Annotated in this window: 25 protein-coding genes; 17 read left to right on the top strand and 8 right to left on the bottom strand. The window is 38.1% G+C overall.

Annotation, left to right across the window (positions count from 1 at the left end; translation table 11 throughout):
* Positions 1-99 precede the first annotated feature (99 nt).
* From MHH44_RS20085 to MHH44_RS20060, 6 genes are all read left to right on the top strand, one after another.
* On the top strand, positions 100-1,485 hold the full coding sequence (locus MHH44_RS20085; RefSeq protein ID WP_445683058.1) for an MFS transporter: 1,386 nt from the start codon (positions 100-102) through the stop codon (positions 1,483-1,485).
* Positions 1,486-1,559: 74 nt separating this feature from the next.
* A complete protein-coding gene (locus tag MHH44_RS20080; protein ID WP_008405933.1) occupies positions 1,560-2,747 on the top strand; it encodes an amidohydrolase in 1,188 nt (395 codons plus the stop codon).
* Between the two features lie 131 nt (positions 2,748-2,878).
* Positions 2,879-4,060 carry a M20 metallopeptidase family protein gene (locus tag MHH44_RS20075; protein WP_340799428.1) on the top strand — a complete coding sequence of 394 codons (1,182 nt, stop codon included), beginning with the start codon at positions 2,879-2,881 and terminating at the stop codon, positions 4,058-4,060.
* Between the two features lie 75 nt (positions 4,061-4,135).
* Complete coding sequence (locus MHH44_RS20070; protein WP_340799427.1) at positions 4,136-4,429, top strand: DUF5316 domain-containing protein; 294 nt, start codon at positions 4,136-4,138, stop codon at positions 4,427-4,429.
* 104 nt (positions 4,430-4,533) lie between these two features.
* Complete coding sequence (locus MHH44_RS20065) at positions 4,534-5,664, top strand: S-layer homology domain-containing protein (RefSeq protein WP_340799426.1); 1,131 nt, start codon at positions 4,534-4,536, stop codon at positions 5,662-5,664.
* A 136-nt stretch (positions 5,665-5,800) separates the two neighbouring features.
* Positions 5,801-6,625 carry a methyl-accepting chemotaxis protein gene (locus MHH44_RS20060; RefSeq protein ID WP_340799425.1) on the top strand — a complete coding sequence of 275 codons (825 nt, stop codon included), beginning with the start codon at positions 5,801-5,803 and terminating at the stop codon, positions 6,623-6,625.
* 42 nt (positions 6,626-6,667) lie between these two features.
* Here MHH44_RS20060 and MHH44_RS20055 read toward each other — a convergent pair whose 3' ends face one another.
* The gene (locus MHH44_RS20055) at positions 6,668-7,126 is read right to left on the bottom strand and encodes a DUF2975 domain-containing protein (RefSeq protein WP_340799424.1); all 459 of its coding nucleotides are present in this window, start codon (positions 7,124-7,126) and stop codon (positions 6,668-6,670) included.
* 131 nt (positions 7,127-7,257) lie between these two features.
* Here MHH44_RS20055 and MHH44_RS20050 point away from each other — a divergent pair, with 131 nt between their 5' ends.
* From MHH44_RS20050 to MHH44_RS20025, 6 genes are all read left to right on the top strand, one after another.
* Positions 7,258-7,677, top strand: a complete 420-nt coding sequence (locus tag MHH44_RS20050) for an ABC transporter permease (RefSeq protein WP_340799423.1) — start codon at positions 7,258-7,260, stop codon at positions 7,675-7,677.
* 38 nt (positions 7,678-7,715) lie between these two features.
* Positions 7,716-8,165 (top strand): GNAT family N-acetyltransferase, encoded by a 450-nt coding sequence (locus MHH44_RS20045; protein WP_340799422.1) that lies wholly within the window; start codon positions 7,716-7,718, stop codon positions 8,163-8,165.
* Positions 8,166-8,183: 18 nt separating this feature from the next.
* Positions 8,184-8,732, top strand: coding sequence for a GNAT family N-acetyltransferase (locus MHH44_RS20040; protein ID WP_340799421.1), 549 nt, complete (start codon positions 8,184-8,186; stop codon positions 8,730-8,732).
* Positions 8,733-8,764: 32 nt separating this feature from the next.
* Positions 8,765-9,022 (top strand): YczI family protein, encoded by a 258-nt coding sequence (locus tag MHH44_RS20035; RefSeq protein WP_340799420.1) that lies wholly within the window; start codon positions 8,765-8,767, stop codon positions 9,020-9,022.
* A 106-nt stretch (positions 9,023-9,128) separates the two neighbouring features.
* On the top strand, positions 9,129-9,560 hold the full coding sequence (locus tag MHH44_RS20030; protein ID WP_014822470.1) for an NUDIX hydrolase: 432 nt from the start codon (positions 9,129-9,131) through the stop codon (positions 9,558-9,560).
* Positions 9,561-9,606: 46 nt separating this feature from the next.
* The gene (locus MHH44_RS20025) at positions 9,607-10,665 is read left to right on the top strand and encodes a PQQ-dependent sugar dehydrogenase (RefSeq protein ID WP_340799419.1); all 1,059 of its coding nucleotides are present in this window, start codon (positions 9,607-9,609) and stop codon (positions 10,663-10,665) included.
* A 60-nt stretch (positions 10,666-10,725) separates the two neighbouring features.
* Here MHH44_RS20025 and MHH44_RS20020 read toward each other — a convergent pair whose 3' ends face one another.
* The 5 genes from MHH44_RS20020 to MHH44_RS20000 all read right to left on the bottom strand — a co-directional run bounded on the left by MHH44_RS20020 (position 10,726) and on the right by MHH44_RS20000 (position 13,953).
* Positions 10,726-10,929, bottom strand: a complete 204-nt coding sequence (locus MHH44_RS20020; RefSeq protein ID WP_008405912.1) for a helix-turn-helix transcriptional regulator — start codon at positions 10,927-10,929, stop codon at positions 10,726-10,728.
* Positions 10,926-11,453, bottom strand: a complete 528-nt coding sequence (locus MHH44_RS20015; protein WP_014822472.1) for a DUF6773 family protein — start codon at positions 11,451-11,453, stop codon at positions 10,926-10,928. Before MHH44_RS20015 ends, MHH44_RS20020 begins: the two co-directional genes overlap by 4 nt.
* A 157-nt stretch (positions 11,454-11,610) precedes the next feature.
* Complete coding sequence (gene lepB, locus MHH44_RS20010; protein WP_065216105.1) at positions 11,611-12,171, bottom strand: signal peptidase I; 561 nt, start codon at positions 12,169-12,171, stop codon at positions 11,611-11,613.
* Between the two features lie 47 nt (positions 12,172-12,218).
* Positions 12,219-13,391, bottom strand: a complete 1,173-nt coding sequence (locus tag MHH44_RS20005) for a M20 metallopeptidase family protein (protein WP_340799418.1) — start codon at positions 13,389-13,391, stop codon at positions 12,219-12,221.
* Positions 13,392-13,410: 19 nt separating this feature from the next.
* Entirely contained in the window at positions 13,411-13,953 is a 543-nt protein-coding gene (locus tag MHH44_RS20000; protein WP_340799417.1) for a GNAT family N-acetyltransferase, read from the bottom strand.
* Between the two features lie 395 nt (positions 13,954-14,348).
* Here MHH44_RS20000 and MHH44_RS19995 point away from each other — a divergent pair, with 395 nt between their 5' ends.
* Complete coding sequence (locus MHH44_RS19995) at positions 14,349-16,052, top strand: bifunctional diguanylate cyclase/phosphodiesterase (RefSeq protein ID WP_340799416.1); 1,704 nt, start codon at positions 14,349-14,351, stop codon at positions 16,050-16,052.
* Between the two features lie 40 nt (positions 16,053-16,092).
* On the opposite strand, the gene MHH44_RS19990 is transcribed toward MHH44_RS19995, so the two are convergent.
* Positions 16,093-16,494, bottom strand: coding sequence for a PH domain-containing protein (locus tag MHH44_RS19990; RefSeq protein WP_065216107.1), 402 nt, complete (start codon positions 16,492-16,494; stop codon positions 16,093-16,095).
* A gap of 82 nt (positions 16,495-16,576) precedes the next feature.
* Positions 16,577-17,788, bottom strand: a complete 1,212-nt coding sequence (locus tag MHH44_RS19985) for an NAD(P)/FAD-dependent oxidoreductase (RefSeq protein ID WP_340799415.1) — start codon at positions 17,786-17,788, stop codon at positions 16,577-16,579.
* 124 nt (positions 17,789-17,912) lie between these two features.
* On the opposite strand from MHH44_RS19985, the gene MHH44_RS19980 reads away from it, so the two are divergent.
* From MHH44_RS19980 to MHH44_RS19965, 4 genes are all read left to right on the top strand, one after another.
* Entirely contained in the window at positions 17,913-18,572 is a 660-nt protein-coding gene (locus MHH44_RS19980) for a phospholipid phosphatase (protein WP_340799414.1), read from the top strand.
* Between the two features lie 116 nt (positions 18,573-18,688).
* Positions 18,689-19,003 carry a PadR family transcriptional regulator gene (locus tag MHH44_RS19975; protein ID WP_008405902.1) on the top strand — a complete coding sequence of 105 codons (315 nt, stop codon included), beginning with the start codon at positions 18,689-18,691 and terminating at the stop codon, positions 19,001-19,003.
* 2 nt (positions 19,004-19,005) lie between these two features.
* Positions 19,006-20,052: a DUF4097 family beta strand repeat-containing protein gene (locus MHH44_RS19970; RefSeq protein ID WP_340799413.1), complete on the top strand. Its 1,047-nt coding sequence runs from the start codon at positions 19,006-19,008 to the stop codon at positions 20,050-20,052.
* Between the two features lie 76 nt (positions 20,053-20,128).
* Complete coding sequence (locus MHH44_RS19965; RefSeq protein WP_065216111.1) at positions 20,129-20,485, top strand: hypothetical protein; 357 nt, start codon at positions 20,129-20,131, stop codon at positions 20,483-20,485.
* Positions 20,486-20,531: the final 46 nt, after the last annotated feature.

Raw genomic sequence — 20,531 nt, 5'->3', positions numbered from 1 at the left:
AATTGTTAAAGCGTTGTTGAAATATTTCTTTTAATACTAAGGAGTATGATTAAAAGAGATTTGAAGACATTATAATTACGCGGGAAATTTTATAGGAGGATTATTATGAACACATACAAAGGTACGAATAAAATGATCATCGGAATTGTATTCGGTGTTATTACATTCTGGTTATTTGCTCAAGCAATGGTAAACGTTGTACCAGCTGTTCAAGAGGATTTAGGCATTTCGCTTGGTACGATTAATATAGCGATTAGTTTATCGGCATTATTCTCAGGAATGTTTATCGTAGCGGCAGGTGGTCTTGCTGACAAAATAGGTCGTAAAAAAATAGCGGTCATCGGTTATTGGCTAAGTATTCTTGGTTCACTCTGTTTAGTATTGGCGCAAGGTGCTGTTTTATTAATAATCGGCCGAATTATTATCGGTCTTTCAGCTGCATTCATTATGCCATCTACAATTGCTTTAATCAAAGCTTACTTTGAAGGCGCGGACCGTCAAAGAGCATTAAGCTACTGGTCTATAGGTTCATGGGGAGGTTCCGGTGTTGCATCATTTGCAGGTGGTGCCATTGCGACTTCATTAGGATGGAGATGGATTTTCATCTTCTCGATTGTATTCGCTCTAGTTGGTCTGTTTTTATTAAAAGACACACCTGAAAGTAAACAGGAGTCTTCAGGGAAATTCCGTTTTGACTACGTCGGTCTAGGCATTTTTATTGTCACAATGGTTGCATTAAATATTTTAATTACGTATGGTGCAGACTTTGGTTGGACAAGCGGCATTTCCTTAATTTTAATGGCAGTAACAGTAATTGGATTAATTACATTCATTCGAGTAGAGATGAAAAAAGAAGTTGTACTAATCGACTTTGCGGTATTTAAAAACAAAGCCTATACAGGTGCAACGGTATCGAACTTTTTACTTAATGCAATAGCGGGTACATTAGTAGTAGCCAATACGTATGTGCAGGTAGGACGTGGATTTAATGCTTTCCAATCAGGCTTACTTTCCCTTGGCTATTTAGTGACGGTACTGGCAATGATCCGTGTAGGGGAGAAAATACTTCAACGTGTTGGTGCTAAAAAACCGATGATTTGGGGTGGAATAATTACTACGGTCGGTGTTGCATTAATGGGATTAACATTCTTGCCGGATGTAGCGTATACAATCGCGGTATTCGTAGGATTTGCTTTATTCGGTCTTGGCTTAGGTATTTATGCAACACCGTCAACAGATACATCTGTATCCAATGCACCTTCTGACAAAGTTGGGGAAGCGGCAGGTGTATATAAAATGGCAAGTTCTTTAGGTAGTGCGTTCGGTGTAGCCATTTCCATGACAGCATACGGCGCGGCATCTGCAAACGGCAATCTGGAAATGGCCGCAACAACAGGGATCATCATTAACGTCATATTCGGTGTCCTTTCCATCCTATCAGTTTTATTCCTAGTTCCAAAAAACGCGGGGAAATCAGTCGATTAATTTAAATGATGTAAACGCCTTGTCAAAGGCGTTTACATTATTTTCTTCAAAATTTAAGTTCAGGAGTGGTAACCATGAAACAAAAACTAATGGAGATGCTGGAACTTCGTAAAGATGAAATGATTCAAATCCGGAGACATTTACACCAGCATCCTGAAATATCGTTTCAAGAAGAAAAAACTGCACAGTACATTCTCGACTTTTATAAAGGAAAAGATGTAGAAGTTCATTCAAATGTCGGAAATGGCTACGGAATTATTGTAACGATTAAAGGCGGGAAGCCAGGCAAAAATATCGGGCTTCGCGCAGACTTCGATGCATTGCCGATTACCGAAGAAGCCGATGTTCCATTCAAATCTGTTAATGAAGGAGTAATGCACGCATGCGGTCATGACGGACATACCGCATATTTACTTGTATTGGCCGATTGTTTGATCGAATTGAAAGATGAGATACCAGGGACAATTAAAATTATTCACCAGCATGCAGAAGAAGTTCCGCCAGGCGGTGCGAAAAGTATCGTAGAGTCAGGGCTGCTCGATGATTTAGATAATGTTTTCGGGATTCACTTGCTGCCAATGGGCCCCGCAGGATTTGTCGGTTATAATTCAGGTTTTGCCTTCAACGGGCGTGCCTACTTAAAACTGAAAATTCAAGGACGCGGCGGACATGGCTCCTCACCACATTTGGCAAACGATGCGATTGTTGCCGGTGCACATTTTGTCACTGCTGTGCAAACAATTATTAGCCGCCGTTTAAGCCCCTTTGATATCGGTGTTATTACAATTGGTTCCTTCGACGGTAAAGGGACATTTAATGTGATTAAAGATAGTGTAGAACTTGAAGGCGATATTCGCTATATGACGATAGAAACGAAGGAAAAAATTGAAGTGGAAGTAAAAAGATTAGTAAGAGGTTTGGAAGAAGAATTCGGTGTCACTTGTGAGTTGACGTATGAAAACGACTATCCGCCATTATACAATGACCCTGAATTAACAGCGAAAGTAGCAGGATATTTAGTAGGGGCGAATGATCCGATTATTACAGAGGTGAAGGAAGTGCCGCCAATGTCTCCATCTGAAGACTTTGCCTATTATGCAGAGAAGTTCCCGTCTTGCTTCTTCTATATTGGTTGTTCACCAAAAGGAGTAGAAAAACCTTATTACAATCATCATCCAAAATTCGATATTGACGAAGATGCGCTTCTGGTCGCGGCTAAAGCGGTCGGACATGTCGTATGCGGCTATTATGAAGAAAATTAATAATAAAAAGGAGTTTCGGATTCATACCGAAGCTCTTTTTTTTGGGACAAATCCCTCTACCGAACATCTCATGTAACAAATGTATATACTAATTTGATGCATAAGAACGAGTGAGAAAAGGATGTGTTCAAATGCTTAACGAGTGGCATGCAGAAGTGGAGGAAGTGTACGATCAAATGGTTGCTTGGAGAAGGCATTTGCATGAGAACCCTGAACTGCCATTTCAAGAGGTACAAACGGCCAGAATGGTAGGGGATATTTTAGCAGGTTATGGAATTAAAGTGCAACGGAATATTGGCGGGCATGGCGTTGTCGGAATTTTAAAAGGGGGAAAAGCAGGGCCGACGATTGCATTAAGAGCTGACATGGATGCGTTACCCATTCAACAGAAAAATGACGTGCCCTATAAATCTCAGGTCCCGAATGTTATGCATGCATGCGGTCACGACGCACATACAGCAACATTGCTTGGGGTAGCAAAAATACTAAGTAAATATGAAGATCAACTCCATGGGACGGTTAAATTTATATTTCAACCAGCGGAAGAGCTATTTCCGGGGGGAGCGATTCAAATGTTAGAAGAGGGTGTGCTCGAAGGGGTAGATGCAATCTTTGGAAATCATGTCCTATCTTCCGTCCCATTAGGAAACTTTACGGTACCAAAAGGGAGTGCTACCGCTTCCAGTGACTATGTAAAAATTAGAATAATCGGTAAAGGCGGACATTCTTCCGCTCCTCACACTTCCGTCAATCCAATTGTGATTGGCGCACAAATTATAACTCAAATCCATTTGTTAATGAGTCAAAAACTTGATCCGGTACAACCGGTAGTGGCAGCAATTACTGTGTTCAACTCCGGGGGTACAATAAATGTGATTCCCGAAGAAGCTGCAATTGAGGGGACAGTTCGTACATTTAACCAGGAACAACAGGAAAATGTCCAAACACTTTTAACACATATTCTTAATAATGTCACAGTAACTTATGGTGCTACTTATGAGATGGAATATACAAGAGGATATCCGCAATTAGTCAATACCGAGAAAGAAACAAAAGTTGTAAGAGATTTGCTTGATAATATTAACCATTTAAATGTCGTTGAGATGCCCCCCATTATGGCAAGTGAAGATTTTGCGTATTATTTGCAACAAGTTCCCGGAGTATATTTTTATACTGGTTCAGCTACAGATGTCCCCACTACACAATTTCCTCATCACCATCCAAAATTTAATATCGATGAACAGGCAATGAAAAACTCGGCGAAAGGATTTTTAAGTATTGTACATTATTACTTAGTTCCAGACGATGCCTGACAAAATTCTCATTATATCGATTTATTTTGAAACCATTTCCAAAAGAATGCGGTATATAGGGAAAGGGGGAATGATATGAAATTTTTTCTAATCGGTACAGGGTTGTCTTTAATAGGAATTTTGCTTTCTATTATTATTTGGGATGTTCATATGATTTCCACTATAACGAGCGGGATTGGTTTTATCTTTTTTATTGTGGCATGCATTTTTTCCGGGGCATTCGTCAATGGTGACCGGATGCGGGCAAACACGGCAATGGAAACGAAAGAAAGCTGGATTCAAAGAAATACGATTGCATTGTGTTCTCTTAATATGGCAATTCCTAACTTCGCAGTTGCATTCATCTTTTTCTACTATTTAGGCTACTAATTTTTCTTTTAAAAATATTGCCAAAATATACTTGTATTCATATAAGTTCTGTTTAAGTAATATGTTAAGGTATTATAGAATTTGGAGAAGTGGGGTTAACTAGATTGAAGGTACTTCAATTAGCAATTTTATTAGTTTTTACAGTTTGTTTTATTACTGTAACGCCAGCATCGGCAGCAGAAAAAACGATCGATCAGTATTACATGGATGATGTAAGTTATGAACATGGCGCATACGAGCAGTTGGAACGTTTCTTATATGCAAATATTATCGACGGATATGAAGAGCCAACAGTATATGAAGAAGATGGCGAAGTATACGAATTTACGTCTATTCTTTTAAAACCGGAAAACAGTATTACACGTGCACAGTTTACAAAAATTTTAGTGAATGCAATGAATTTAACGAGTGGCGATATTAAAAAAGAATTTTCCGATGTTAAATCTTCTGCATGGTATTATGACTTTGTTCAGATTGCCAGCAGTAAAGGCATTATTACCGGTAAAGAAGACGGTACATTTAAACCGAACGATAAAATTACACGTGCTCAAATGGCAGCGATGATTTATCGTGCATTTAATGAGACAGTTGATTTTTCAAAAACAGGAAAAATATTTAACGATGTTAATCCGAATAGCTATTCTTATGAAGCAATTGTGAAAACAGCAGGTGCCGGTATTGTTAATGGCTATGGAGAAACGTTCAAACCGAATGATTTTGCAAAGCGTTCTCATGCAGTACTGATGATTGACCGTGCTTTACATTTAGAAAGTGGAGAAGCAGAAGACGAAGCTTCAATCATTGCAACAGTGAATCGTTATATTGATGAAGAGTTTGAGTTTTCATCAGATACGGAAAACGTAGAGGATATGGATGCGCTCTATCGTGAAACAACAACAGGCTACTATTTAGCTTATTCACTTGATAGCCAATTGCTATTGGAAGACGCAGATTTCTCAACCGGTTCTAGTTCATCTCAAAAAATAGGCGAGTATTCAAGTAAGTTGATTTCATTGAATAAACGTTTTGCCGCAGTAAAAATTGATGATTTGAAAGTTCATATTAAGATGAATGACCCTGAAATCAACTTCAATTTGGAAATGACATTAGATTTATCCGGAACAGCTTACTTAAAGAAAACAGAAGACGGCCTGTGGAAAATCTATAATCTAGTCTATGATGAAGAAGACTATGATAATATGCTGACTGCAGCTGCAGCAATGGAAGAACAATAGTAATTTCCCCTTCTTTTATAGAGAAGGGGATTTTTTTATGAGAACATATAGCAGAGTTTATTCATGAACATTTCGAAAGATTACGATATTAAGGTATTATTATCTATTATATAATACATTCAAAGGGGAGATGGGCATGCATACAAAATTACAAGCCGTAGTAGATACGATGGAGCTATATCAGGCAACTTTTCCGGAAGATGCTTGTATCATTGTAGCAAGCAATGAAGAGGTAGTGGGATACTTACCAGGCAAGTTTATTGATTTAAAAATTAATGTAGGGTTGAAAATGGTAGATTTCCGCGACACCGTTACAGAGCGTGCATTGACGACAAAGCGTTTTTTAAGAGAAGAAAAGGGTCCTGAAAGATTTGGGTTTGCTTATATTTCATCAGCACAGCCAATTTTTGATGGAGCAGACATAATAGGTGTAGTAAGTGCCACTATTTCAAACAAGAAGATGGATTCTATGCGTCAATTAGCGACAGAATTATCGAGTGCGGTAGAGGAAATGACTGCAACGAACGAAGAGTTAACGGCGGCGAGCATGGATGTATCAAACCGCTTGGATGGCCTTGTCACATCAACAGAAATGATGACGGCCGATATTGGGGAAATAAACCAAATGGTCGAACTTGTAAAAGGAATTGCATCAAAATCACAAATTTTAGGATTAAATGCATCGATTGAAGCTGCTCGTTCTGGCGAGCATGGAAGAGGATTTGCCGTCGTAGCGAAGGAAATTCAAAAAATGGCGCAGAATAGCAAAGATAGCGCAGAAAAAATTGCTGCGCAGCTTAATAAAATCCGTACTTCCATCGAGGAAGTTAATGGATCGACAAGTCAAATCGCAGCATTTACAGAACAGTTTGCCACAAGTATGCATGAACTGAACGATGCCTACGGAAATGTTAACAGCACCGCAGAAAAGCTATTGGATATTAGTGAAATAAAATCATAGAAATCGAACAACCACTCCGAAAGATTAACGGAGTGGTTGTTTTTAATTCACGTTCAATCGACTTTTTATAAGTACATATTTTAAAAATGCAGCACCTGTAGCAACAAGAATCGTAATTAAAATGATAACAATACCAATCACCGCCACTAACGGAGGCAGTGCATTTGTATAATCGAGCAGGAAGAAGCCCGAAATATATAAAACAAGAATGATATAGGCGCAATATTTTATATAGTTTAATCCTTGTTCAAGAAGACTTGAAAAAACTGATTCCCGCTCAATAATTGTAATCATCTTCAATGTTTCATATAGCGCATAGAAAAATGGAATTGCGGTCGCATACATACCTAATAAAATCGGATATTGCAGGTAAGCCACTTCAGGATTTAAATGCGCAGTTTCCTGGGCTACATTCGGTAAAACAAATACACATAATAACAATACAAGTACACCAGTTAATATAATCACCGTTCTTAAAAAGATTGAGTTTAATTTTTGCACGTTAATCCTCCTTTGTTCAGATATATGAAAAATAGACGTTAGAAAATTCGGAAAGTTTCATGGTACAAATAACGACTTACTACCCCTATATATTCCATTAATTGTTACAATAAGTAAAAGAGGTGAATGGAATGTTTGGTACGGAGGATTATAAAAAAATAGAAAAGTATAGAAAACATTTCTTAATTTTTAATCTCATGACGATCCTGTTTTTTACGGGAATATCTTTTACTAAGGTTATTCCAAATTTAAAGGGGTTTGATTTAGTTTCTACATTTATAGTTTTCCTTATTTATATTGTTGTTGCGAATGTCTTTGTGGGGATTTTTGTTCGCAAAACGCAAATGGTTTTTTTCATTTCGCTACTATTCAGTGCTCTTGGAATGGGCTGGCGTTTATGGCTTGAATGGGGGGAATTCAGTTTAGTCGAGCATACAAACATTGTTGTGATGATAGGTTATCCATGTATTACAGCACTTATAATTACTCTTCTTTATGCTGTTTCAGAAAAGTTCAAGACGAAAAAGATTGTCATTGTTGACAGGAAGTAGAGATATATTCTCAATAAAAATCAGGAAGGTGGATATGAATGGAATTACGATTGGCTACTACAGATGATATGGAAATTTTAATAGATTTACGTAAGCGATTATTAGTGGAGGAGGGGCAAACTGTGTCTTCCAATATCGACGAAGAATTAAGAAACTTTTTTGAGAAGCAATTGAACTCAGGTCAATTTGTTCAATGGATTATTGAGGAGGATAAAAATGTGCTCGCTACAGGAGGCATTCAGTTTATCTCCTTTCCACCTAGTTATTCCAATTCGACAGGCATTCGCGGATATATTTTAAATATGTACACAACACCGGAAAGCAGAGGTCGGGGGCTTGCTAAACAGTTGGTCGAACGTATATTTAAAGAAGCTCAAGGAAGAAATGTTCATCACATATTTTTAATTTCTTCACCGATGGGAAAACCGTTATACAAAAAGATCGGTTTTAAGGAAAATGATATTTACATGGAATATTTTATTAATTGATTTTTAGGGGATGAGGAAATGATTTTAGAAACGGAAAGACTCATATTAAAGCCGTATGAAGTTGAATTTGCAGACGCTATTTATGAAGTAGTAAAACATAGGGAGATTGCGGATACAATGGTCATGATTCCGCATCCGTATCCACGTGAAATTGTCGATCGTTGGATTTCGTATTTACAAAAAAGTTTTGAGCAAGGAACGGCCTATGAATTTGCAGTGTTTTTAAAAGAGAGCGGTCGCTATATCGGAAATTGCGGGCTCGTTGCGGTTTCAAAAAACCACCGCAATGCAGAAGTAGGCTATTTTATCGATGTGTCGGAGTGGGGCAATGGCTATGCAACAGAAGCTTGCAAAAAAATAATTGATTACGGATTTCAGGAACATCAGTTAAATAGAATTTACAGCCGCTGCATGGTTAGAAATATCGCTTCAAGAAAAGTGATGGAGAAGTCCGGAATGGTATGGGAAGGCCGCCACAGACAGGAATTTTTAAAAGAGAATGTTTATGAAGATATGGATTATTTAGCTATTTTAGCTGAAGAATATTTTAAGGGGAAACTTATTTAGTTTCATATCATGAATTGAGGTGGGAGTTACAAATGAAGGATATGAAAGTTGATATACTTGTTGCCTTTCAACTAACTTTTGCATTTATGGCAACGTTGATTTGTATTTATAGTTTGGTTACAGATCGCTTCCACCTGCAGCCGCTTATGTTTATCTTTATGAGTGCGATGTTTGGGATAATAGGATTTAGAGAATACAGACGGACTCAAAATAAACAGTCAGGAATTCTCTTTTGGGTTGTATCAGTAATTATATTTGGCGTTACGTTTGTATCGTTGTTTGTTAATTAGAAAATGCAGGATTAAAGAAAGATTCTCGTAATGGCAGGGTTTTAAATTTCCTCTATAGAACCTTTTAAAATATGCGATATAGATACTTTTAAAAGGACTGATGAGATTGGAACAAATTCAGCAAGTAATAAATACAACCCCGAAACATATTTTGTCTGCAGCAACGATTGTACTGAACAGTAAAAATGAGATTCTGCTTATTAAAGGACCAAAAAGAGGTTGGGAGATGCCGGGTGGTCAAGTAGAAGAAGGCGAGTCTTTGACGGCTGCAGCGATTAGGGAAACAAAAGAAGAATCGGGAATCGATGTGGAGATACTCAAATTCTGCGGTATTTTTCAAAATGTAGAGAAATGTATTTGCAATACGCTGTTCTTAGCGAAACCAATCGGGGGGACAACGACAACTTCTCCAGAAAGTTTGGAAGTTGGGTATTTTCCGATTGAAGAGGCCCTTGAAATGGTGACAGCCGGAAACTTTCGACAAAGAATAGAATATTGCTTGGATGCAACGAAACACCCATTTTTTATAGACTTTTAGTGTAGGAAATGACGAAACAATATGTATCGCAAAGGGAGGTTTTTCATTGAAGAAATCATTTGTTGGAGTAGGGATTACGTTGTTATGTTTAACAGGATGTTCCACAAATGAAATACAACCCTCTACCGTCGCAAATAACTCTCAAAGTATAGAACAATACAAAACAATCGCTACCAATCTTGAAGCACCATGGGCTATTAATAAACTTGGAGACACTTTTTATATAACGGAGCGAACAGGGCATATTGTAAAAGTAGAGCAAGGGGAAATGACAAGGCAGGCTGTAAAACTTGAAAAAACACTTTCCACTGCATCTGAGGCAGGGCTGCTTGGCTTTGTACTGGCGCCGGATTTTGTACAGTCAAATGAAGCCTACGCTTATTATACGTATGAAACAGCGAGTGAGCAGTATAATCGAATTGTAGTGCTTCAACAGGAGAATGATTGCTGGCGGGAGAAGCGGTTACTTCTTGATCAAATACCTAGTGGTAAATATCATCACGGCGGACGCGTAAAGATCGGCCCGGATCAAAAGCTTTATGTGACAGCAGGTGATGCATCGAATCCACAAACTGCACAGGACCTGACTACACTTAGCGGGAAAATATTGCGCATGAATTTGGACGGAAGCATTCCAGACGATAATCCTTTTCCGCATTTATACGTGTACAGCTACGGACACCGAAACCCGCAAGGCATCACCTGGTCAACTGATGGAACAATGTATGCAAGTGAGCATGGGCAAAGCGCACATGATGAAATTAATAAAATTGAAGCTGGACAAAATTACGGCTGGCCTATAATTGAAGGAGAGGAAGAGCAAGAAGGATTCATATCCCCTTTGTTCACCTCGGGGAGTGAAAGTACATGGGCCCCTTCAGGTATAGCATTCTATGACAACAAACTATATGTTGCGGCACTCCGGGGGACAGCATTGCTCGAATTCGATTTAAAGTCAAAAGAAGTAAAAGAAATCGTCAATAATGTAGGCAGAACCCGCGATGTATGGATTGAAGAGAATACATTGTACTGGATTACGAATAATACGGACGGGCGAGGTACACCAGAAGAAAAGGATGATCAATTGTATAAGCTAGAATTATAGGAAATTAAAAGGAGCGTAAAAGTGAAAAAACTTTTATGCTCCTTTTTATAATGATTGCTTTTATTCGGATTGTTCATCCCAAAATAGTTCATCCAAAGTTCTATTCAATGTTCTACATATTGCAATACATACACTTAATGTCGGATTGTATTTGCCAAGCTCAATGAGTCCGATTGTTTGGCGTGTGACCCCAACCTTTTTTGCGAGCTCATCCTGTGATAGATCATGTTCAATCCGGGCCATCTTTAAGCGGATATTTTTCATTGGTATCGCCCCACATCATCATCTTCTTCAAGCATTTTGCTGTTTACCTTTTGGCTTTTTTTCAAGGCACTTTTATAGGCAGCAAATAAAAGCAGTAAATAAAATGGAACGTAAATAATGAGTGAAACGAAAAATACTAAAAAGAAATATTCAATAGCCTGAGATGAACTGTCTGCATACTGGTACGCACTATTAATCCCCATGAAAAGTGCGATAACCAGCCCCATGCCAATACCGATGATTAGCTGTTTTGTGCTGTATGAAAATTTGCTGTTGGCATCATGAAGTTCAACTTCATCCGAAAATACTCCAAGTTGTGAGGAACGGAAGCCGTAGTATAAACTGACACCTATTAAAATGACTATCTCTGTAGTAACTGACTCCATACTTACTCCGAAGCGATAAAATTTAACCCCAATCGACACGAGAACAATCATCATCGTGAGTAAATATATTTCCCGGTAAATTTTATTTTGCATGTTGTACACGCGCTCATCGACCACTTTTTTGTTCCAAAATCCCATCATATTCCCTCCCCAAATTTATTGATAAGCTTATTATACAATATATAATTCTAAATGCAATTTATATGTGTCATTATGTAATTTATTTTATGCCTAATTAAATACAAAAAAGCCGCAATTGCTAATGAAAGCAATCACGGAAAGTCTGTTTTTCGGATTATTTCACCAAACCTAATGAGTCGAGCGGGTAAAATCGGATAGATGTAGAGCCAAGAATATGTTCCTTTGAGACAAGACCAATGCGTGGATCTCGGCTGTCACTACTTTTGCGGCGATTGTCGCCCATTACAAAATAATAGTCATTCGGAATTTCTGATACACCTGCCAGATCTTCCAGCGTGAAGTCAGGAGTCAAATCACCTGGATCGTTAAGAGAAGATTTGTATTCATCCAAATAGGGCTCATCGACTTTCTGACCATTTATATAAAGTACATCGTCTTTATATTCGATTTGATCACCTGGAAGGCCGATAATTCGTTTAATAAAATACTCACTTTCTAAACCATCGAATACAATGACATCAAATCGCTCAAAATCATGAAGCGTCTTTCCAATTTTGTTGACGATAATCCGGTCTCCGTCTTCATATGTCGGCATCATGGAAGCACCTTTCACATCGATCGGAGTGAAAATAAACGTCCGGATTGCTACAACAAACAAGGCGGTTATGGCGATAACTTTGATCCATTCTAGCAGCTCGTTTTTTTCCTTTTTCATCTCTATAACCTCCTTTTAGAACATGATAGCTCAAATTAAAATTAATTTTATTTTACAACCCCATGAAGCTTCAATGCCTCCACAAACACATCGGCAATATTCAGCATGGACTGTTCATCCACATCGAATTTTGGATGGTGATGCGGATAGACAGCTTCAATTTCCTTATTGCCGCCACCTGTGAAGAAAAATGTCCCCGGCTTTTCCTGTAAATAATAGGTGAAGTCTTCTGCACCCATGCGAGGTGGGGCATTTAGTACTTGCAAATCTGGCAGGTTGATTGAAACAGCTTCTCGAAGCATAGCTGTTTCGGCCGGGTGATTATATAAAGCGTCATAACCACGTGTATAGTTAAATTCAAGTTTGGCCCCGTACTGAATTTCAATCGCTTTGCATAAGTTGTTTAACTTTTGCTCCACCATATCGCGGATTGCTGGATTGAATGTACGAACAGTCCCCGTTAAATGGGCCTTATCGGGAATGACATTGCCGACTGTGCCACTTTCAATTTTTCCGATTGTAATAACAGCAGATTCAATTGGATCTGTATTTCGGCTGACGATCGGCTGCACTCCAAATACAAACTGTGCCGCTGCAACAATCGGGTCTATTGTTTCATGAGGTGATGCGCCATGTCCGCCTTTACCTTGAATAGTAAGCTCAAAGAAGTCCGCAGCCGCCATTGCGTAGCCTTCACAAAACAGTACAGTACCTAATTCGCTCCATGAAGATACATGTGAACCGTACACATAGTCGACGCCTTCCAGGCAACCTGCTTCTACCATAGCTTTTGCACCGCCTGGTACGACTTCTTCCGCAAATTGATGGATGAATACAATATTGCCGTGAAGCGTATCACGGTTGTCAGCAAGTGATTTTGCTAAACCGAGCAGTGCGGCTGTATGGATATCATGACCACAAGCATGGCTTACTCCATCGACTTTCGATTTGTAAGGTACTTCTTTTTCATCTTGAATCGGAAGTGCATCAAAATCGGCGCGGAACGCAATTGTCGGTCCGTCGTAAGCGCCTTCTAAGCGGCCAACGACGCCATTTCCGCCAACATTTTCTTTTACCTCAATACCAAAAGAACGAAGCTTTTCAGCAATTAGTTTTGGTGTATTAACTTCTTTGAATGAAAGCTCCGGATACATATGCAGATGTCTTCGAATTTCAACCATGTTCTCATAGTTTGCTTGCAGTTTCTCTTTTACGCTCATCTTCTCCACCCCTGAAAAATTAGTCGTTATTCAAAGCTTCCCATTCTTCTCTAAGTAACCCCATGCGAATCGAGTCATAATAATGCCCTTCGTAATAGCGGACTTTACGAATTCTTGCTTCTAGCTGCATTCCGAGCTTTTCGCCAACACGAATCATGCGTTCGTTGCCTGACCATGTCGAAAAACCAACACGCACTAATGGCATTGTATGAAATAAATGGGCAATCCATAATTTTAATGCTCGAGTTCCGATGCCTTTTCCCCATAAATGCCCTTCATGCAGGATAATGCCCATCTCCAGCCACTTTGACGGTTCGTGTTCCCAGTAGTAGGAGATAATTCCGCGAACGACTCCCGATACTTCAATGACCCAAAAGCTTTCATCCCCGATCCAATCCTGATTTGTCTGGATAAATTGTTCATAAGGAATCGCTCTATGCGGATAGTACGGCGCATCCCATTTTTTCCACTCGGGCTGTTCATCTTTATATATCAGTTCCCATAAGCGTTCCATATCTTGTTCTGATATTGGTCGGATAGTTAATTCCTGATCTGTGTACATTGTTTTCCTCTTTTCAAAATAATTTGATGTTCATCTGATTGAAAAGAGTCGAAAGATTACTTTTCAATCACCTTCATAAATATTTTCATTTTCATCAATCCTTTCACTGGAAATTACTATCATTTTATCAGAATATTCCACCGAAAGAAGAGGTTTTTGAACATTTACTAGAGAATCCCCATGAAATATTTCTAGAAATTTACAGTTAGGAAAAAGATAACTATTAGTTTTATTTACAAAATGAAAGGGAAAAAATAAAAAATTATGAAAAAAAGGCGATATAATCTAAAAGAACTACCAAAATCATTAACTAAGAACTATAATTATGAATTAAAGAATGCAAATTTTCCGAAAATGCACTAGAAAAGAATCGCTAAATAGAAGTTGGTGGGTAGATGGTAAAAATAGAAGATACAAATGTACTAGGTTCAATGCAATTGACTGTAGAAGAATTACAAAATATTAAAGTTGCATTAGACGAATCGTCCATTTTGGCAGTTACAGATCAAAAAGGCATTATCACAATTGTAAATGACCGATTTTGTAAAATTTCCAAATACGAACGTTGTGAACTCATTGGTAAAGATCACCGTCTTTTAAATTCAGGCTATCATCCCAAAACTTTTTTTAAGGAAATGTGGCGTACGATAGGTTCAGGCAAGACATGGAACGGAGAAGTGTGTAACCGCGCAAAGGATGGTTCAATCTATTGGGTACAGACGACGATTGTACCGTTTTTGAATGCGAAAGGAAAGCCCTATCAGTATATTTCGATTCGTACAGATATTACCGCACAAAAGAAGATTGGGGAAATGATACATATTGCACACCATGATGATCTGACAGGACTGCCAAATCGCCGGATGTTGCTTAATGATTTAAAAACGCTAATCGAAGTTGAACAACAGCCATTTTCACTCATGTTATTTGATGTCAATCGGTTTAAAAATATAAATGATGGTTTAGGGCACCATGTCGGGGATATGTTTTTAGCAGAAATTGCGGAGCGAACAAAAACATTGACTAGTCCGTTTATAACTTTTTATCGTTTGAGCGGAGATGAATTCATCTGTATTTTAAGAAATTCAGATCTACTGGAAAGTGCTGCAGAGGATATACAAGCACTATTTAAAAGCCAATTTAATTTAAATAACCATACTTTTTATGCTTCGATCAGTATCGGGGCGGTAAATTACCCGGAACATGGCTATTCGGCACAAGACATTTTAAAATATGCTGATATTGCGATGTATGAGGCGAAAAAAAGCAATAACAAAGGTTTTGTCATTTATAAAAAGCAACAGCGTTTTTCGTATAATCAACTACTAACATTGGAAACAAAGTTACATGATGCCATTAAAAAAGAGGCATTTGAACTGTATTATCAACCGAAAGTGAATTTGCAAACAAATAGAATTGAAGGTATGGAAGCCCTGATTCGCTGGTTTGATGATGAGCTTGGTTTCGTACCACCGGATCAGTTCATACCATTTGCGGAAGAGTTTGGTTTGATCAGTGATATTAGTGAGTGGGTTATTGCTAAAGCAGGTCGCCAAGTAACAGAATGGAATGAACGATATAATTTAAACCTCCGTGTGGCTGTTAATATTTCACCGAACCATTTAAAAGCAGAAAACTTTATTGTGCGCTTAAATCGAATTTTACAGCAGCATGAAATTTCTCCAAGCGCACTGGAAATCGAGATAACAGAGATGAGTTTCTTAGATCAAAATTCAGATTTGCTCCATACGATTAAGCAATTAAGTGAAATGGATATTACGTTAGCTATTGATGATTTTGGGACTGGCTATTCCTCATTAAGCTATTTAAAGAAATTTCCGGTAGATTTATTAAAAATCGACCGTACGTTCATTCACGAAATGTATAAGAACAACGCAGACATAGCCATGGTTTCCGCGATGATTTCTTTGGCACGGGCACTTAATTTAAAAGTAGTGGCAGAAGGTGTTGAGGAACATGCAGATTTACACCTTTTACGGGAATTTGATTGTGAATTTGTACAGGGTTACTATTATAGTCGTCCTTTAACAATTGATGATTTTTCAAAACGTTTAAGTGAAAAAGGGATACTCGTGTAAAAAATCCACGCAGATTGCTGATACAATTTGCGTGGACTTCTTACGACTTGAGTGTAATACTTGGATTGATTTCAAGAAGCTTTTTTACAAACAGCTCCTTTTCTTTTGGGGATATAAGAATGACCTGAATATGAGGATCAAATGTAATTTCAATACGGTCGATCGACATTGCCGGAGCCGATAGAGGATTTTTCGATGGACGCAAGCTTCGTATTTGCTTAATAGGAATCCGCTTCTTATAAATACCGCCGTAAACGATGAGTTCATCCGCTTCAATTACGTATTTGGTACCGAAAAACAGTATGCATAATAAAACAATAATGAATGCCGTAACAAGCAGTAAAACAGCACTTGGCTCGGTAATGACCCCGTATATCATTGAGGAGGGCACAAGAATAAATATGAACGCCATCCAAATATCCACCTTTGATTTAAAAACCACGAAAAAGTCCCCCTTTTACTTAATAGCTTATAACAAAGAAGCGGAATTAAAAATAGAATTCCAGCAATAGGGGACTTTATGGTTATTTAATTCCATATTTCCGGTCCAATGTCACAAGACGTGCATCGTCGTTCGGTCGATTCATGATTAAATCAGCAATTATTTGGGAGCCAAGCATGCTATAAACCGTGCCGTTCCCTCCAAATCCAAGCAGGTAATAGTGATTTGGCTGTTCTGGGTGCTGTCCGATGAATGGTAGATGGTCTAATGACTCACCGAAGGAAGCACAATATTTATACGGTGCATGAAAGGTTTCGCCAGGTATTAATTCATGAAGTTTATCAAGCAGCATATTTGCCATTGCTTCCACTTTTGATTCATGCTTGGCAGGATTGGCTTTTTTTTCGTCTAATCCTCCGATTATAATGCGGTGATCTACCGTTTTTCGCATATACAAATATGGGCGGGCAGTTTCCCAAATGAGTGCATTTTCATACCAGCTCTCAAAGGTTGGTTTTTGCTCTGTCACAATCGCATAGGAACGGTTAATGTCAGCCCCCTTCATTTTTCCATAAGGAAGACGATCATATCCGGTCGTGTATATAATACGGGATGTTTTAAAAATGCCGTTCATTGTGTGCAAAATAATGTCATTTCCTTCGTCCTCTATAATATTGGCGTACGTATTTTCAAATAAATCTAGTCCTTTAGTAATAAGCTGTTCAGTTAACGAAACAACGAATTTGTAAGGGTTCATTTCCGCATCATTATTTGTGTACAGAGCAGCAGGTGCTTTAAATGGTAAGCGCTTTTCTACGACAAGTTCATTCCAAAACTCAGCAGAGAATCCGTGCTTTACTAAAATCTCGCATTCCTGCTCAAGTTTTGATACATCTTTTTTTTCACTGGCAAAACAGATGCTCGGACGTCGAATGAAATCTGCCTGATCTTTTAACGGCTGGGCAGTTTTTTCAAGCTGGTCAACTGCCTCCAAGCATAGTTTATAAAAACGTACAGCATCCTCTTCTCCAATTAAATCGCAAAGTTCGTGTAATTGAATATCATTTGAATATTGAAGTAGTCCTGTATTGGCCGAAGTACTGCCTGAGCCGAGTTCATTTCGTTCTATAACGGCTACTGATAATCCTTCATCAATTAGTGCTTTCGCCGTCAATATCCCGCTCATTCCGGCACCTACGATAATCGCGTCATAATGAGGTTTAATTGGTGGGTTCGTGTGCGGTTTTTTTACAAGTGTAGTCGGCCAAAATAATAAACCATTGTGTAATTCCATAAATAGTTCCCCCTTTATTCATCTAAAGAATATTTCCCGCTCGTGCCCCTTTCTAATCTTGAAATATTTAATAACTTAATTTTGGGGTAAAGGGGAAAGAATAGTAATTAAAAGGAGGGGTATGATGGATCCTTATATATTCGGACTTTTCACGATTGCCTATATTGCCATCTTCGTCTGGGGAATGGCAAAACATAAAAAAACTGCATCCGCCATTTTATTTTTAGTTATTGCTGCCCTAATTTATGATAATGCAATATTAGCTTTAGGCCATGTTATCGGAGAGGGAGAGCTGCTTGAAAACCTAAGTTATGGAAGATTTTGGCTCCATGCAATATTCACACCTACTTTAATACTTTTTTCCCTGTTTATAATGAAAGAGGCAAACCTTCATTTTGCCTATAAGGAATGGGTTTCGTTTACATTTGGCGCTTTATGGGTTGTTGCAATGATTGTTGAATATTTTGCGGAACTGAGTGGGCTGGAACTAGCGCCGGAGGAATCGTATGGTGTAATAAGCTACAGTACAACAGAAGCAGCTTCCGGACCGCCCCCAATGATTTTGATTGTTCTTGTGGCCTTATTAATCGCTGCGATCATGCTTGCCCGGAAAAGAAAATGGTGGTGGATGCTTGTCGGTACAATTGTTATGACAATCGGTAGTGCAGTTCCGATTGATATTGGTAGTGACGCGATTACAAATGCCTTTGAGTTAGTATTAATCGCGACGTTAATGTGGACGGCAATCCATTATTCGAACGACAGATCATATAGAAGGTTTTAACGAACAAAAATTGTGCTGAGGATAAATCTTAGCACAATTATTTTTTGTACACTACCTTGCAATGAACAGTAGTGTTTGTTACACTATTATATATTAAATAGTAGTGAGGTGAAATAATGAATCCTCAATTTAAAAAAGGCGTGTTGAATTTATGTGTCCTCGCCTTATTAGAAAAGAAAGATATGTATGGATATGAGCTTGTGCAAGCAATTTCTACACAAATTGAAATATCAGAAGGAGCGGTATACCCGCTGTTACGCAGGTTAACAAAAGACGGTCTTTTTACAACATATTTAATGGAATCAACAGAAGGCCCGCCGCGTAAATATTATCAGATTACCGAACTAGGGATTGAACAACTACAGAGCTTACGTAATGAATGGGAAAGTTTTATTTCGGGTGTAAATACTTTAATTCAAGGGAGCAAATAAAAATGAATGAACAACAGTTTTTAGATTTACTTGATAACCATTTAGTAAAATTACAACAGCAAGAAAGAGACGACATACGCAGAGACTTTGAAGAATACTTCGAAAATGGCCGTGCAGAAGGAAAGACAACTGAAGAAATTATAAAATCATTCGGAAATATTGAAGAGCTGGCTGAAGAGCTCCTTGCTTCATATGATGAAGAAGACTTTATGGAAAATGTGGCGGTTATGAAAAATGATAAGCCAATTCCGTATCGAAATGTAGATATTGAGGCTAATGGTGTGAATGTTGTAATTGTTCCAACTGACGCTGACGAGGCACTTATTGAGACAAAGGATAAGGACCAGTTGACTGAAGCGTCCATGCTAATAAAAGATGACACACTTTTCATCTCTATAAAGCGTCAGGAGCAGGTCCGTCGTTTTTGGTTCATTACAATAGTAGGGACAATCAACACAATTGATACAGTCATTTATCTGCCTAAAAAACAATATGAAAAGCTCGTGATTCAAAATGACAACGGCAGAATTAAGGTGTCTGAAACAATCGCACAGCAATTTTATCTAAAATCAGATAATGGCCGTATTTTAACGGATCATATTCAAGGAAAAGTACTTGATGCTCATTCGGATAATGGCCGAGTGGTGCTTACAGAAACGAATATTGAACATGTAAAAGCTAGTTCTAATAATGGAAGGATTATTGCAGAGGATGTAATGGGTCAAGAGCTTCAGTTGGAATCTGATAACGGACGTGTTGAGATTAAAAATGTGGTAGGCAAAATTCATGCGCAGTCACGAAATGGCCGAATTGTTGCTCAGCTAAAATCTGTTCAATCACCATTAAATTTTGTATCTGATAATGGGCAAATCATATTAAGTACAGAAGGAAAACTTCAAAATATTGAAATTGATAGTTGGACAGCATGGGGATCCGTATCCATTTATAATGAAAAAACATCGCATTATTCCCATGGCACTAAAGAACACACAATTCAATTAAAAACGAGCAATGGGAAAATTACAGTGGAGGATCTTTTAGCACAGTAATCTATGTAAAAGTTAGAAATTCATCGGTACAATCCGTATAATAAAACTAATGATAGTTGAAATGGAGTCGTTAACGATGAAAATATTTAGCTTTAAATTATTTGGTGGCTATAAGGTGTCGCTTGATAAAACGGATATAACAATTGACTATGCTGGCGAAAAGTTTCTATTTATAAATAAATCAAAGCCTCGGATGAAAACAATTTCATACAATGACATATTGAGAGTCGATTACAAGGAAGCCGGTATGACATTCGGCTATGTGCGTCTCATTACAGCAGAAAATGCCCCATATGTAAGCAGTACCTATGTTGCTCAGCATGATGAAAACGCCTGGATGGTTGAAAAAGATGAAATTAGTTTTTTAAATGAAGTATTGGATATCTTGAAAAAACATTGTAAGCATATACAGTTTGCTCAATTGAAAGCTTAGAAATGAAATACAGCACGTCAAAAGTAAATTAACTTTTGGCGTGTTT

Source organism: Solibacillus sp. FSL K6-1126, from assembly GCF_038003445.1.
GTDB classification, from domain to species: Bacteria; Bacillota; Bacilli; order Bacillales_A; family Planococcaceae; genus Solibacillus; species Solibacillus silvestris.
The sequence above is the reverse complement of the archived record's forward strand: the minus strand, read 5'-3'. Positions and strand labels throughout refer to the sequence as shown.